The sequence below is a fragment of the Tepidanaerobacter sp. EBM-38 genome (genome assembly GCA_001896545.1).
In the GTDB taxonomy this organism is placed as follows: Bacteria; Bacillota; Thermosediminibacteria; order Thermosediminibacterales; family Tepidanaerobacteraceae; genus Tepidanaerobacter.
The window spans coordinates 1-15,204 of record MPOT01000022.1; the positions used below are offsets into that span (position 1 = coordinate 1).

At 33.3% G+C, this 15,204-nt stretch carries 16 protein-coding genes and 4 tRNA genes; 1 reads left to right on the top strand and 19 read right to left on the bottom strand.

All coding sequences use genetic code 11. The features are described 5' to 3' along the window. Positions 1–343 (top strand): transposase (locus BUC45_RS01440; protein ID WP_296969746.1); only part of this gene is annotated, 343 nt, incomplete at its 5' end. Positions 344–553: 210 nt separating this feature from the next. On the opposite strand, the gene BUC45_RS01445 is transcribed toward BUC45_RS01440, so the two are convergent. The 19 genes from BUC45_RS01445 to BUC45_RS01535 all read right to left on the bottom strand — a co-directional run bounded on the left by BUC45_RS01445 (position 554) and on the right by BUC45_RS01535 (position 15,201). Beyond that, positions 554–629 (bottom strand) — tRNA-Lys (locus BUC45_RS01445). 28 nt (positions 630–657) lie between these two features. After that, a tRNA-Tyr gene (locus BUC45_RS01450) sits at positions 658–743 on the bottom strand. Positions 744–754: 11 nt separating this feature from the next. Further along, positions 755–830, bottom strand: a tRNA-Thr gene (locus BUC45_RS01455). A 5-nt stretch (positions 831–835) separates the two neighbouring features. Then, a tRNA-Ile gene (locus BUC45_RS01460) sits at positions 836–912 on the bottom strand. A gap of 319 nt (positions 913–1,231) precedes the next feature. Then, complete coding sequence (locus BUC45_RS01465) at positions 1,232–2,002, bottom strand: protein-glutamate O-methyltransferase CheR (RefSeq protein ID WP_296969749.1); 771 nt, start codon at positions 2,000–2,002, stop codon at positions 1,232–1,234. A gap of 245 nt (positions 2,003–2,247) precedes the next feature. After that, positions 2,248–2,622: an adenosylmethionine decarboxylase gene (gene speD, locus BUC45_RS01470; RefSeq protein ID WP_296969752.1), complete on the bottom strand. Its 375-nt coding sequence runs from the start codon at positions 2,620–2,622 to the stop codon at positions 2,248–2,250. Positions 2,623–2,750: 128 nt separating this feature from the next. Beyond that, the gene (fni, locus tag BUC45_RS01475; RefSeq protein WP_296969756.1) at positions 2,751–3,797 is read right to left on the bottom strand and encodes a type 2 isopentenyl-diphosphate Delta-isomerase; all 1,047 of its coding nucleotides are present in this window, start codon (positions 3,795–3,797) and stop codon (positions 2,751–2,753) included. A 60-nt stretch (positions 3,798–3,857) separates the two neighbouring features. Continuing rightward, complete coding sequence (locus BUC45_RS01480) at positions 3,858–5,855, bottom strand: bifunctional 4-hydroxy-3-methylbut-2-enyl diphosphate reductase/30S ribosomal protein S1 (RefSeq protein ID WP_296969820.1); 1,998 nt, start codon at positions 5,853–5,855, stop codon at positions 3,858–3,860. Positions 5,856–5,994: 139 nt separating this feature from the next. Beyond that, positions 5,995–6,591: a lysophospholipid acyltransferase family protein gene (locus tag BUC45_RS01485; RefSeq protein ID WP_296969759.1), complete on the bottom strand. Its 597-nt coding sequence runs from the start codon at positions 6,589–6,591 to the stop codon at positions 5,995–5,997. After that, the gene (gene cmk, locus BUC45_RS01490) at positions 6,581–7,240 is read right to left on the bottom strand and encodes a (d)CMP kinase (protein ID WP_296969762.1); all 660 of its coding nucleotides are present in this window, start codon (positions 7,238–7,240) and stop codon (positions 6,581–6,583) included. The genes BUC45_RS01485 and cmk overlap by 11 nt, the downstream gene beginning before the upstream one ends. Before the next feature lie 13 nt (positions 7,241–7,253). Continuing rightward, positions 7,254–8,492, bottom strand: coding sequence for an NAD(P)/FAD-dependent oxidoreductase (locus tag BUC45_RS01495; protein WP_296969764.1), 1,239 nt, complete (start codon positions 8,490–8,492; stop codon positions 7,254–7,256). Between the two features lie 12 nt (positions 8,493–8,504). Continuing rightward, positions 8,505–8,966: a hypothetical protein gene (locus tag BUC45_RS01500; protein ID WP_296969766.1), complete on the bottom strand. Its 462-nt coding sequence runs from the start codon at positions 8,964–8,966 to the stop codon at positions 8,505–8,507. A 16-nt stretch (positions 8,967–8,982) separates the two neighbouring features. After that, the gene (locus tag BUC45_RS01505; RefSeq protein ID WP_296969769.1) at positions 8,983–10,230 is read right to left on the bottom strand and encodes an ATP-binding cassette domain-containing protein; all 1,248 of its coding nucleotides are present in this window, start codon (positions 10,228–10,230) and stop codon (positions 8,983–8,985) included. Positions 10,231–10,247: 17 nt separating this feature from the next. Continuing rightward, complete coding sequence (gene speB / locus BUC45_RS01510; RefSeq protein WP_296969771.1) at positions 10,248–11,111, bottom strand: agmatinase; 864 nt, start codon at positions 11,109–11,111, stop codon at positions 10,248–10,250. A gap of 12 nt (positions 11,112–11,123) precedes the next feature. Continuing rightward, the gene (gene speE, locus BUC45_RS01515) at positions 11,124–11,948 is read right to left on the bottom strand and encodes a polyamine aminopropyltransferase (RefSeq protein WP_296969774.1); all 825 of its coding nucleotides are present in this window, start codon (positions 11,946–11,948) and stop codon (positions 11,124–11,126) included. 133 nt (positions 11,949–12,081) lie between these two features. Next, positions 12,082–12,546, bottom strand: coding sequence for a GNAT family N-acetyltransferase (locus BUC45_RS01520; protein ID WP_296969776.1), 465 nt, complete (start codon positions 12,544–12,546; stop codon positions 12,082–12,084). A 19-nt stretch (positions 12,547–12,565) separates the two neighbouring features. Beyond that, positions 12,566–13,303 (bottom strand): pseudouridine synthase, encoded by a 738-nt coding sequence (locus BUC45_RS01525; protein ID WP_366749476.1) that lies wholly within the window; start codon positions 13,301–13,303, stop codon positions 12,566–12,568. Positions 13,304–13,389: 86 nt separating this feature from the next. After that, on the bottom strand, positions 13,390–14,085 hold the full coding sequence (locus BUC45_RS01530; RefSeq protein WP_296969779.1) for an NAD(P)-binding domain-containing protein: 696 nt from the start codon (positions 14,083–14,085) through the stop codon (positions 13,390–13,392). 30 nt (positions 14,086–14,115) lie between these two features. Next, positions 14,116–15,201: a hypothetical protein gene (locus BUC45_RS01535; RefSeq protein WP_296969784.1), complete on the bottom strand. Its 1,086-nt coding sequence runs from the start codon at positions 15,199–15,201 to the stop codon at positions 14,116–14,118. Between the last annotated feature and the right edge of the window lie 3 nt (positions 15,202–15,204).

The window sequence follows — 15,204 nt, forward strand, 5'->3', positions numbered from 1 at the left end:
AGAAGCCGTTGATTTAATGCTTTTATATAATGATGACCTACGTATTGCCCATAAACTTAAAGAATGGTTTTATGAAATCTGTCAAAGCGATAAATATTCTTACCAATGTAGGGAATTAGCTAAGTGGATTCAAAATGCAGAAAGCTCTGGAATACCAGAGTTTGAAAAATGTGCAGCTACATATAGAAGATGGCATAAGGAAATTAAAAATGCATTTAAATATGGTTATACTAATGGTCCAACTGAAGGTTTCAACAATAAAATCAAGGTATTAAAACGAATATCCTTTGGACTTAAAAACTTTTATAGGTTTCGTAATAGAATACTTCACTGTACAAGCTAAACATTTTAAAAATGAATACCTGTAAGAAGCCTACATTTTAGCTAGGTTTATTAAGTGCACCCTAAAACACATGTAACTCTATCCATCTCAGTCATTATACAAAAATAGGCTTAAAAATAGTAATGGAGCGGGATTGCAAAAAATCCCACCCCAACTATTGACAAAGAGCCATAAAAACCCTCAAACGTAAGAGGGTTGTAGTCTTTAATATGGTGGGCCATCAGGGACTCGAACCCGGGACGCCCTGATTAAGAGTCAGGTGCTCTACCAACTGAGCTAATGGCCCATACATCATAAGGAAATCTATTATTATATGGTGGAGAGGGGTGGATTCGAACCACCGAAGGCGCTGCCAGCAGATTTACAGTCTGCCCCCTTTGGCCAACTCGGGAACCTCTCCAAAATATTTTATGGAGCCGACGATGGGACTCGAACCCGCGACCTGCTGATTACAAATCAGCTGCTCTACCAGCTGAGCTACGTCGGCAAAAATGGTGGGCCCACTAGGACTCGAACCTAGGACCGGCCGGTTATGAGCCGGCTGCTCTAACCAACTGAGCTATGGGCCCAAACGCAATTATTAGTATACAATATTTTTTTTTGGTCGTCAAGGCCATAAGTCCAACTTTTTTAAGATTTTTTAAGGTGTAGTTCTCTTTTAAGTAATTTTACTTACTTCTATTAGCTTATACAAATTAACTTACAGTAATTTTGGTAAAAACTTTTTAATTAAATTTAGTAATTCAAGTCAAGCAAAACGTGTAATCCACAAAAATCAAAGGCTTTTGCCGTAAAATGTAAGTTATACCTTAATAATATATTAAAATGTCAATAGAATTATCGAATTTTGCTATGTCCCAGGAAATTTTTATTCACTACCAAGCTTCATCAATTATTTTTTTGATAAAAAAAATGCTTGCGGCTAATAAACCCATATTTTTGAGGCATTATAATTTGCTCTGTGCTACCTACAAAGAATATCCCATTATCAGATAAGGCATTATAAAATTTTTTATAGAGCTTTTCTTTTGCTTCTTCTGTAAAATATATCATTACATTTCTACACAATATTAAATCACAATTGCTTGGAAATGAATCTTCGAGTAGATTTATAATTTTAAAATCTACTGCTTTTTTTATCTTATCTTTTATAACATAATTATCATTTTCTTTTAGAAAGTTAGTTTTTACCATTTCATCTGGAACGTTAGAAATACTCTTTGATGTATAAACACCAATCTTCGCCTGTTCAACAGCTTCTTTATCTATGTCGCTGGCGATAATATTAACCCTGTTTATAAGTCCCATTTTGTCTAATAGCATGGCTAATGAATATGGCTCTTCACCTGTCGAACATGCCGAACTCCATATTTTTAATGTATTTTTTTTTGATATCAACTCAGGGATAATTTCTTGTTCTAAAACTTGCCATTGTGCAGGATTTCTGAAAAATTCCGACACATTAATGGTAATATAACCTAGAAACTCTTTTAAATGTTGTTCACTTTTTATTAATTGTCTTAAGTACGAATCATAACTTTCATAGCCATGCCTTTTAATAAGAGAGTCAATTCTTCTCTTCATCTGCTTTTCTTTGTAATTAGATAGATCTATGTCACATAATTTTTTTATTTCTGCTATAAACTCATAATAATTCAAATTGAAACCCCCTTGCACATTTTAAATAAATTATACCTAAATTAAACAAAAAAATCCATGATACATTATCAAATGTATCATGGGGGCTAAATGTAAAGGGGGTCTTCGATATTATAATATAACCATAAATACTTTTTTTATGCAAAATAGAAAAAATGCGCGACTAGGTCTCACGCATTTTTTCTGCTATACATACTCGAAATCAAAATTAAGGAATTTTTTAATACTCAAAATATCTCCTGCCTTTAAAAATTTATCGCCTTGACCGGCACATCAAACAAACCTCTTTTAACCTCTGTTGCATCCATGTGTTTTGCATGAAGTCCTTCTGAAATATAGTTACAGGCATCCCAGGGATTTACTCTGTCGCCGCATGTAAAAACGTCAACAGCAGCATACCCCAGTTCAGGCCAGGTATGGATGGTGAGGTGCGATTCAGAAATTATCACTACACCGCTTACTCCTTGAGGACTAAATTTATGAAACGCAACCTCTCTTACCTCAGCTCCTGCTTCTAAAGCTGCTTTGACTAAAATTTCTTCGATTAATCCACTGTTATTCAAAATAGTTGGATCACAATCGTAGATTTCCGCCAATATATGACGGCCTAAGTTTTTCATTTGTCCATCAATACCCCCTCACCATTAATTTAATTTCAATCAAATTAAATTGTAGCAGATTATCAAAGTTTGTCAATAGAATCCTTAAAAATCCTTGACTAAAACACAAGACATAGATTTATCACTGTTTATATATTTATTTCTCGGTATTTCATCCAATGATATGTTTTCCCTTGTATAATTACAGGCCTTTGTTGCAGTTCTTTAAAATTTCTAACACCGACCATTGCCATAATATATTTAATTTCCTTTTCAATTTGTAATATATATTTTTCAAGAGCTGATGGTCCTTTTTTAAGTAATATGTATAAAAAGCATCCAGCAAATGCTGTTGCCTTTGCTCCAAGAGCTAGTGACTTTACTGCATCAAGACCATTTTTAAGTCCTCCGGATGAAATAGTATCAATTTTATCGCCAACAGCATCAATAACTTCTATCAAACTTATTGGAGTAGGTATACCCCAACCTTGCAGATGTTTAAAAGCTTTTGATTTACTTCTTGCATTTTCTATTGCAATAAAATCCGTGCCACCGCTACCACCTATATCTATTATTTTTACGCCATTTTTAGCAAGGGTAACTGCTTCTTCTTTTGCTATTCCGAATCCAACTTCTTTAACTATAACTGGAATATTGATATTGTTAACGATTTCTGCAATATTATCGATGATACCTGTAAAGTTTTTGCGTCCTTCTTTCATCATAATCTCTTGTGGAACATTCAAGTGTAGTTGAAGAGCATTGGCATTTATCATTTCAATAGCTTGATTTGCTTCTTTTAAAGTAGAATCTGCACTCAAATTCGCAAAGATTATACCATCAGGGTTTATTTCTCTTACTATTTTAAAGCTGGCAATACTATTTGGACTCTTTAATGCTATTGTTTGAGACCCTACAGCCATAGCTAAGCCCAATTTTTTTGCAATTTTAGAAAGTTCACGATTAATAGTTTCACCTTCTTTTGTGCCGCCTGTCATAGCATTTATAATTATTGGGCTTGTAAGCTTGATGCTCTGCAAATTTGTTGAAAGGTCGATATCATTTATATTTATTTCAGATAAACAATTATGCAATAGTTTAATATCATCGAAGGCATTTCTTTTTAATTTTTTTTCTAGAAACATACTGTATTTAATATGTTCCTTCTTCCTTAGTTTTCTTTTTGTTTCGCTCATGTAACCAAACTCCTTGTACATAAAATTTAGGGCGATTCCGCCCCAAATAAATAAGATATTTTATTTTTCATCAAAAAGATCTCCAACCATTTCACCGATTGTTATACCATTTTCTTTGGGCTTTTCATACATCTGGATATTACCCTGATTTTCTTTATATTGCGCCTCTTTTATACTAAGGCTCATCCGTTTTCCCTTTGTATCTACATCTAAAATCTTTACTTTTACACTATCCCCTTCCTTTAAAACATCTTCAGGGTTAGCTATATGCTCTTGAGATATTTGTGAAATGTGAACAAGGCCTTCTACTCCAGGTGCGACCTCTACAAAAGCACCAAAATTTACCAGTTTAACAATCTTGCCTTCGACAATAGAACCAATTGTATATTTTTCATCTAATTCGTCCCATGGATTAGGCATGATTTGTTTTAAACCAAGAGAAATACGCCCACGCTCCTTATCTACTTTTAGGACTAAAACTTCCACTTCTTGTTCTTCTTTTACTATTTCAGAAGGATGCTTAATTTTTTGCCATGCTAAATCCGAAATATGTATTAGCCCATCAACACCACCAATATCTACAAAAGCACCAAAATCAGTTAATCTCTTTACTACACCTTTAATAATTTGACCTTCTTCAATATTGGCCCAGGTTTTTTCTTTTAGTTCCTCTCTTTCTTTTTCAAGTATATATTTGTGGGATAATACTATACGATTTTTCTTACGATCTAATTCAAGAATATGCAATTTTAATTTCTGACCTACAAATACGTTCAAATCAGGGACATACCTTAAATCCAGGTGTGAAGCAGGAATAAATCCCTTAATACCGTTGATATCTACTAGAACCCCGCCTTTTACAACTTCAGTTACAACTCCTTCTAAATCACCTTGATTGTTGTAAATATCTTCCATATAATTCCATGCATTAATAATATCTGCTTTTTTCTTTGAAAGAATAACATTTCCATCCTCGTCTTCTAATTTCATAATATAAACCTGTATTTTATCTCCAACTTTTATAATGTCTTCCGGAGATTCGAAATCTATATTTGAAAGTTCATTTATTGGAATTACGCCATCAGATTTATATCCTATGTTCACTAAAACTTCATTACTGTCAACTTTAACTACAGTCCCTTCTACAATTGTATCTTCTTTCAAATCGGTAAAAGTATTTTCGTAATTTAGTTCACCTTCTTCCTCTTTTTTTACTGTTTCTTGATTGCTCATTTCTTTGTTGAGTTCATCCATCTTAGAAATAACCTCCTTTATAATCCAATCAGGTGTAGAAGCTCCTGCAGTAATACCAACTTTATCAGTATGTTTGAACCAGCCTTTTTTAAGTTCTGCCGCTGTTTCAATATGATAAACATTCGCTCCTGCATCCTGACAAACCTGAGCTAATTTTTTAGTATTAGAGCTGTTTTTACCTCCGATTACCAGCATTATATCAACGCTGTGGGCTAAATCAGCAGCGGCTTCTTGTCTTTGCTGAGTAGCTTTACATCTTGTGTTACTAAAAATTTCAATATCTAGCTTTGAGCGTAATACACTCATTATTTTTTCTATATTTTCCTTTGTTTGTGTAGTCTGAACAATTATACCCACCTTCTTATTCGTATAAAAGTTTTTTGCTTCTTCAGCATTTTCTATTACTTTTACATCACCATTACAATAACCTTTAATACCTTCAACTTCTGGATGATTATGATCACCTATAATAATAACAAGATACCCTCTATTTGAAATATCCTGAGCTAACTTATGGACTCGCTTTACATGAGGACATGTACAATCAATGATATTCACTGGTCTTGACTCCAATTGTTTCGTCAAATTAGGTTCTACTCCGTGAGTTCTTATTATTACATTACCTTCTTTAATATCTGACAAATCTGCAGCTATTATTCCTGAGCATTTTAATCTTTCTACTACCTGAGGATTGTGAATTAGAGGACCAAGGGTAAAGGCCTTCTCTTTTTTTCTGATTAAATTTTCAACTATTTCCATGGCTCTTTTAACACCAAAACAAAATCCCGAGTAGTCGGCAATCATTATCTCCAAATTATTTCACTTCCTAATTATAAAGTTATAAAATATTATTAAAGTCTAAACATGCTGGATTCTAGTAGTAAATAACCAGCTTTAGTTCAATTCTATAAAGACGCTTATAATTCCTGCTATTTGACAAAAATTATGATGGCATAGACATAAGTTTTGACACTTCAGCAAAAATAGCATTACTAATCTCTTTTAGTTCTTGTGAATTCATTTTTTCGCCTTTTTTATGATATGCATCAAATTTTGTTGGTTTGCCAAATATTACATCAATAGTCGAAAACCACTTATAGTTACCCTTTATTGCAACAGGTACCAAAGCTACATCTTCACTTTTAGCAGCTAACAAAGCAACTCCTGGTTCCGGATCTTGCAACCTTCCATCTTTACTTCGAGTACCTTCAGGAAAGATACCTAGTACTTGCTTTTTATTCAAAACCTCAAGAGCCTTTTTAATAGCTTTTCTATCAGGCATTCCACGTTTTACAGGAAATGCATTTAGGTTCTTAATGACAAATCCCATAATAGGATTTTTAAATAATTCTTCTTTTGCCATAAAAAAAATCGGTCTTCGTAAAAGGCAACCTATAATTACCGGATCCCACATGCTTTTATGATTAGAATATACAATTACTGCTCCTTCATTAGGAAAATTATCAATGCCATATAATCGAATTTTAAACAATATGTGAATAACTATATTGCAGATAAATTTTACAATATTATAAAACAAAGCCCTCCCCCTTTTTTATATAATCTAATATTTCGTTTACGACTTCGATTATAGTTTTTGCTGTGGTATCAATAACGACTGCATCTTTGGCTACTGTTAAAGGCGAAACATCCCTATGTTTATCTTGATAGTCTCTCTGAATTATATCTTTTTCTATTTGTTGTAAAGTAACCTTACGTCCCTCTCTTATAAGTTCTTTATACCTTCTAGCAGCCCTTTCCTTAAGATCTGCGGTTAGGTAGAACTTATACTTTGCATCAGGTAAAACTGTAGTTCCAATATCTCTGCCATCCATTACAACACCTTTATTTTTCGCTATTTGCTGCTGAATTTCTGTCATCAGAATCCTTATTTCAGGTATTTTAGCTATTTTCGATACCTGGTTTGTCACCTCGATATTTCTTATATCATCAGTTACATCTTTATCATTTATATAAATACGCTTTTCATTTATACATATTTTTGCTTGCTTGGCTAATTCGATGATATCATTAACATTAGTTTTACCATTTTGAATTGATAGTAGGGTAATAGCTCGATACATAGCTCCAGTATCAATATAAGTCATATTCATTTTATCTGCTATTATTTTAGCTACTGTACTCTTACCTGCGCCTGCCGGACCATCAATTGCAATGTTGAAATTCAAATAAATTCCCCCCTTATTTAACGGAAGCTGAATTACATCCTGCAACAAAGCCGGTAGAAAAGGCTGATTGTAAATTATATCCTCCTGTTACCCCATCTACATCTATTACTTCGCCGGCAAAAAATAATCCATTGACTATTTTTGACTCCATAGTTTTAGGGTTTATCTCCTTAACTGATACTCCTCCCTTTGTAACAATAGCTTCTTTTTCTTTGCAACCAATTATTGTTATCTGAAAGTTTCTCAGGCAATCTCTTATCTTTTTTCTATCATCCTGAGAAATTTGATTAACTGGCTTTTCGGGATTAATTCCGGTATAATTTATAAAAACTGGGATCATTTTCTTGGGTAATAAATCATTCATCGCATTTTTAAAAATTTTATTTTTATAAAGATCGAAATCTCTAATTAATCTTTTATCTAGCTCCTGTTCAGTCAAAGCCGGCTTTAAATTAATTGACACTAATGGATATTCTTCTAAATAATCTATTATGTGTCTGCTCAAGGTTAAAATTATGGGTCCGGAAATACCATAATGTGTAAATATCATTTCTCCAAATTCGGATGCTAATTTTTTTTGTTTAATATATGCTGTTGCTTCAACATTTCTTAAAGTAAGGCCTTGAAGTTCTTTAATCCATTTCTCTTTAGATATCAAAGGAACTAGCGAGGGTTTAAGTACCGTAATTGTATGCCCTACCTGACGGGCAAGTTCATACCCGTCTCCAGTGGAGCCTGTTGCAGGGTATGAAAGACCCCCAGTTGCTATTACTACGCTATCACAATAAAATCTTTCATGGTCGTCACCGACAATAACACCCTTAATACGTTCTTTTTCAACAATCAAACCCGTTATACGGCTTTTATATTTAATATGAACACCCGCATTCGTAACAGCCTTTTGGAGTGCTTTTACAACATCTAGGGATTTATCTGATACAGGAAATACTCTGCCACCACGTTCAACCTTTGTTTTAACTCCTAGCTTTTCAAAAAAGGCTATTAAATCTCTATTAGAAAATGTTGAAAGTGAGCTAAAAAGAAATTTCCCATTGCCTGGAAAATATTCGATAAACTCATCTACTCTCTTTAAGTTAGTTAAATTACAACGTCCCTTACCTGAAATCAGTATTTTTCTTCCTAGATTTGGGTTTCTCTCAAAAAGATAAACACTAGCTCCACGAACAGCGGCTTGATAAGATGCCATTAGCCCTGCAGCACCGCCACCAATAACTGCAACTTTTTTTGTCATCAAATCATCCCATTATCGTTTTATTTTTCTTGACAAAATCAGGAGTTGATTTTTTAGTTCTTCATTCATTTTAAATAATATTTTTTCCAAGTCATTGTTCGTAATAAGCATTTGAGACGGTTCTAGTATTTCCAACTTTCGAAATTCCTCTCTCATAACAAAACGAATCATGTCTTCAACTGAGTCTGCATTCAAGGTAATTTCTGCCGGAGCATAAGCTACTCTTTCACCTATAGCATCATCATAAACTACATAAGGTTCCAATGAAATGTCATAGTCTATAAAAGAAACCCCTTGAACTGGAATATTTTTCAGCAATGCTATTTGTTCCTCTCGTGATTCTTGGGCTGCCTGCTCAACAGATTTCCCGCCAAATAAGAATCTTCCGGGCTTGTATTCACCTTTGAAATCAAATCTAACTTTAAATCTTATTTTGCTTTGAATTATGTCATCACCTAATTTTACCTTGACCATGTGCAGGCCTCCAATATCATATTATCTTCTTTAACTCCTGCATTGACTTTAGAACGGTTGCTCTTTCCTTAATTTCATTGTACATTTGGGTAGCTTTACCGTCGGTATAATCTCTTTCACTAATATCTTTTTCTTCTAAAATAAATGTTTTTTTCTGAGCAACCAATTGTTTCAGACAGGCAAGATTTTTTAGGTTACCTAAACCAAAGGGAATATTTGCTAAAATTACTGCTTCAGATTTGTTTATATTCGATATATTTTCCAAAATCTTCTCTTCAGTAATTGGCGAAAATGGAACTTCTTCAACAACAGTAAAGCCTAATAACTGAGCTGCTTTCCAATCAGTATCTCCTTTGTTTAAAACCCCTACAGAAACTTTATATCCTCTTTGACTCAAATAATATAATAATTTTTCGCCTTCTCCGCCTCCACATATAACATGAAGACTCTTAAAAGGTTTAGGTAAAATATTTCTATCCGTAGGACTTAGAAAAATAGTAACCGGCCGCAGACTATCTTTTGGAAAAGTTACCTGGACATCCATACCAAAAACTTCTCTTATATTCTGTTCGTTAAGCACTTCAGTTAAGGCACCCATCTTAAATATTCTATGCTCTTTTAAAAGAATAACTTTATTACAAAACATAGATGCTAAATTTATATCATGAAGTACAATTAAGATCGTTAAAGATTTTTCAACACATAATTTTTTCAAAAGCCCGAGCAATTCCCATTGATAATTAATATCCAGATGCGAAGTTGGCTCATCTAAAAGAAGCAAACTGGGCTGCTGTGCTAAAGCCCTGGCTATTAACACTCGTTGCCTCTCCCCACCACTCAGCTGATGAGCAGGCTTATCTTTTAAATGTAAAATATCCATAACCTTCATGGAATCTTCTATTATAGCACTGTCTTTTGATTGCTCTGATTCAAAGTTTTTAAGATGAGGATTTCTTCCCATTGCCACTATCTGTTCAGCTGTAAAAGCTATATCTAGATAAGTGTCTTGAGGTACTGTAGCAACTTGCTTTGCTAAATCCTTAACACTGATTTTTAAAATGTTTGACCCATCAATATATATATTTCCATGATGAGGTTGTAGCCAGCGATTAATGTTTTTCAATAATGTGGTTTTCCCACAGCCATTAGGCCCTAAAATGCCTACAAAATCTCCAACTTCTAGAGTAAAGTTTATATCCTTAAGTACATCTGTATCATTATATTTAAAGCAAAGCTTTTCAACCTTCAATATTTCTCCTGACATATTTATCATTCCTCTATTTATCCCAGCCCAATTAATAATTCACGCAATATTTTAGCCGCTAAAAGCGAAGTTCTATCAGATAAATCATTAGCCGGAGAAACTTCTACCAAATCAAATCCCACAACGTTTAAGCTCTTAAAATGGGATACGACTTCAAGTATCTCTTGCGAATTACACCCGCCCGGTTCAGGAGTTCCTGTGCCTGGAGCAAAAGCCGGATCTACAACATCAATATCTAATGTTATATATATTGGTCGATTCTTTAAGTCTTGAAGTACATTTAAAAAAGGCGTTTTGACTTCTATAGGGTACATATGTGTGTGTTGCTGTGCATACAAAAATTCTTCCCTAACTCCGGACCTTATGCCAAAATGAAAAATATGTTTGTCCTTTATATGTTCTGATATCCTGCGCAAGACGGTGGCATGGGACAACTTTTCTCCAAAATAAGTATCTCTTAAATCTGCATGGGCATCAAAATGGAGCACAACAAGATCAGGATACTTTTCTGCAACTTTTTTTATTATAGGATAACTTATAAGATGTTCTCCTCCTAAATAAAGAGGAATTTTTTCATCTTCCAAAATTTTTTCTGTAATATTCTCTAATATATCAAGACTTTTTTCTACATTACCAAAGGGAATATCTGCATCTCCAGCATCAAAAAATTTTTTATTTTCAAGTGAATCATCAGTATAAACACTATAACTTTCTAATCCATATGAAACCTCGCGTATTTTTTTAGGTCCGAATCGAGTACCTGGTCGAAAACTCACTGTAAAGTCCATAGGTGCACCTATAATTACAATTTTAGCATTATTGTAATCATCCTTAGCTTCTAAAAATCTGTCTTGGTATCGCACATAATCAAAATATTCCAAGATGGTTCACCTCTATTTAGAAATAATATCTTTTACAAAGGGTGGTAAAACAAAGTAGCTTTTATGTAGTTCTCGGCTATAATATTTAGTTTCCAGAAAAGGTATATCACTAATTTCCTGTGAAATTGGATTTATGCTTTTAGATCCCATAGTAAAAGTCCAAAAAGCGCCGGGGTATGTAGGAATAACAGCTGAATATAAATTTGTATAAGGAAAGACTGCCGACATATCAGTATAAATTCTTTTAATCAAATCTCCAAACAGAATTGGCGTTTCCGTTTGAGCAACCATTATCCCATTATCATTTAGAGCCTCAAAAACATTTTTATAGAATTGGCCTGAAAATAGCCCTACGGCAGGCCCAATAGGATCAGTGGAATCTATTATAATAACATCATATCCGCTATGTTTTTTTACAAATTCAATCCCATCTTCACAGAATATTTTTACTCGTGGATCTGATAAGCCACAACTTACAGAGGGAAAATATTTTTTTGATGTTTCTATAACTTCACGATCAATTTCTACGAGATTTATTTCTTTTACTGGATGCTTTAAAATTTCTCTTACGGTCCCTCCATCTCCGCCACCTATAACAAGCACTTTTGATGCATTACCGTGAGTCAATAAGGGAATATGAGAAATCATTTCATGATAGATAAATTCATCTTTTGTTGTGAGCATCACCGTATCGTCTAATGCTAAAACCCTTCCGAAATCTTCTGTATCAAAAACAGATATGTGTTGATACTCACTTTTTTTTGTATAAAGAACATCTGTTACTCTAAATGATAATTTAACATTTTTCGTTTGATATTCCGAAAACCAAAGTTCCAAATTCTTCACTCCTTCAATCATTATACAATTTATACATTTCGGGAAAATTATATCAGATATATACTAAATACTCAAATGATTTCTTTGCTGCTATACAGCTGCCTTTAGAATCAACATTATAACTTTAAATTACTTAAAAATGACATTGCTGCTTATTGAAAAACTCATTAATATCAAGTTCCATAATGAAAGTACTTTTACTTTCACCGTAATTATGTATTTTATGAATTCGGTTGTCAAGTTCTTCTAAAGTTACACATTTAAAACCGAACCGTTTAAAATATTCAACTTTTTCTCTATGAAATATATACATTTTTTTGACATTCCTGCGGTCGGCATAGTTTATCAAAGCTCTAACAAGGCCGTCTCCCAAACCTTGGTTTTGATATTTTGGAAGTACACATACAAGTTTTAAAATAGCTATATCACTATAAATATCTAGACTGCCATATCCTACAATTAAATCATCCAGCTCAACAATCATAGCATCTTTTGCGCTATTGGTGATATCAGAATTGGATGCTTTAATATCGCATTCGAACAGTATTCTTTTAATTTTATCTCTTTCATCAGGAAGAGCTTTTCTGATCAAAATCAATTATCGCAACCCCCATGATCTAAAGTCCTTTGACATAATTTATTTCTCCTTGGTTTAAATACCTCCATTCGCCAGGTTTTAAACCCTTTATTGAAATATCTCCTATCTGTGTTCTCTTTAACTCAATTACAGGATGTCCTATAGAATCACACATTCGCCTCACTTGGCGTTTCCTACCTTCATGAATTTCAAGTTTGATTACAGTAGAGTTTCTTAAAACTTTTAGAATATTTGCTTTGGCTGGAGCTGTTACGCCATCTTCAAGGATAATTCCTCTTTCTAATGCTTTTATCTTATTATTGCCAACAATACCTTTGACATGAGCAACATAGGTTTTAATCACCTTGTATTTTGGATGTGTAAGCTTATAGGTTACTTCTCCATCATTTGTCAATATTAAAAGCCCTTCTGTTTCCTTATCCAAACGACCTACAGGAAAAACCCTTTCACGGAATTCTGGCAGTAAATCGAGCACAGTGGGCCTTCCTAATGGATCTTTGACAGTAGTAAGAATTCCTTTCGGCTTATTCATAAGTATATATACAAAATCATATTTAATGCTGCATACTTTTCCGTTTACTTTGATTATATCTGTTTCAGGATTAACTTTTGTTCCTAGCTTTTTGATGATTTTTCCATTTACGCTAACCTTGCCTTGAAGAATCATGTCTTCACAGGCTCGGCGCGAATCCACTCCGGCTTGTGATAAATATTTTTGCAATCGAATTTGCAAAAATAACACCCCTTTTAAATCCATATATTATACATATATGTTCACTTTTCCTGCTTTTTATCAGGTTTTAGCATATAATAATCAAGTAGATAATGTCAAAAGAACTGATTCTAACATGAATCAGTTCTTTCAGTTATTTTAAGTTTATCAATTATTTTTTGCGCAAAAGAACCCATGTCGCCTAATGCATATGCATTCATAGTACCACATGCCACATTTCGAATAGCAAAACTTAAATATTCCAATGGCATATTTATTTCTTCAAGTCTTTTTTTGATATTTAAAGCAGCCTTTATTCCTTCTTCACTGGCTATATTATTTACTTTTTTAACTATATTTTCATCACCATAACATATACAACCGATTTTAGAAAAAATTTCTGCTACTTTATTACATGTATCCAAGTCATCTCCATCTATTAATATTAGCGGTAATTCACCAGTAGCAGCCATATGTTGAGCATGTCCAATTATTTTTGCCGAGGCTAATTTGCATAAACTTTTGATAGGTTCAAAAACTGATTTTTCCGTATCTGTTGAAATATTGATAAGTATTTGCTCTTTTGCTATAAAAGGTTTTATTTCTTTTAAAATTTCAGGAATTACATTGGCTGGTAGGGCTACAATTATATAGTTTGAACATGATAACATTGAGTATTCGGAAGTAGCTAAACCATTTACTTCCTTTGCTAGCGAACCACATTGCCTTAAATTTTTATCTACCAAAACCATATTATAATTAGGAGATATCTTTCGAGCTATAAGACTTCCCATACGGCCTGTACCAATAATAGCTACAGTTTCCATTGCGGTTTTTACTCCTCTCTTTGCTAACAATTAAATGCGACTTAAAATGCTTTCCAATAAACGTGAGGGACCTTCTTGCTTAATGTCGATTACAGGAACTTCTATAGAAGTTCTCATTTTATTTAATAAGTTTTCCTTATTAATATAACCCGGCTCGTAACTCGACTTATCAAAGCGATATTTCGGATAAAATGGATTCACTGTAATAGCTAACAACGGAATATTTTTCAAAGCTTTTATATTTCCGTCATTACATTTTATCCTATTTACTTCCTTTAGCATAGTTTCAGGATTGCCTCCAATAATTAATTTTATTGGATCGCTAATAATTAAATCTTTGTTTGCCCATGAGTTACCTATACTATCATTAAGCGTTTTAAGTGCAAATTCTGATATTAATGCAGGTATAAAGATTACCTTAATATCTATTTCTTTAATTATATCAGCAATCTCGTTTACTATTTCATTATCTATTAATGAGCCATACTTTAAAAAAACAGTTTTAGCATTTGAATCTTTAGGAACAAGAGCTATTTTTTTAATATCTGAAAGAAACTGTAAATCATCCTTAGATATCGTAGGTAGATTAAGTAACTCGTATAAGGCTTTAGTTTCCTCAACTAAAACATCAATATCGGTATTTCTTGATGCACCGGTTGCAAGAATAATACCATCTGTTTCTATCATAGGTGCAAGTCTATTTAACGCACCATCAACCAAAATGACTTTACAATTTAAATCATTAAACATTCTACTTTTAATATAGTTCAGTTGACTGCCTTTGTTAGGCCCGGCAACAACTGCCAGGCCTTCTTTAATAACTTTTACAATGCATACCTTACCTAATGGAGTTGAAATATCAGTAGTCTCTAATATATCATAGTCAGCATTTCCCGCCTCGAGACATTTTTTGGCTGTAGCTAAAATAGTATTTTTTTTAACAAACAAACGAGGCTTTGGCAATCCCGTAATATTGTCTATCTCTTCTCCATCATATCCTATACTTGTCAAAGCAACCTGTATTTTATGTTTATAAAGTTCATTAAATATGGCTGATGTTGTTGTTGTCTTTCCAGTATTTTTTGCTGTTCCTGCTATGCCGATTGCTATGCCCATTAT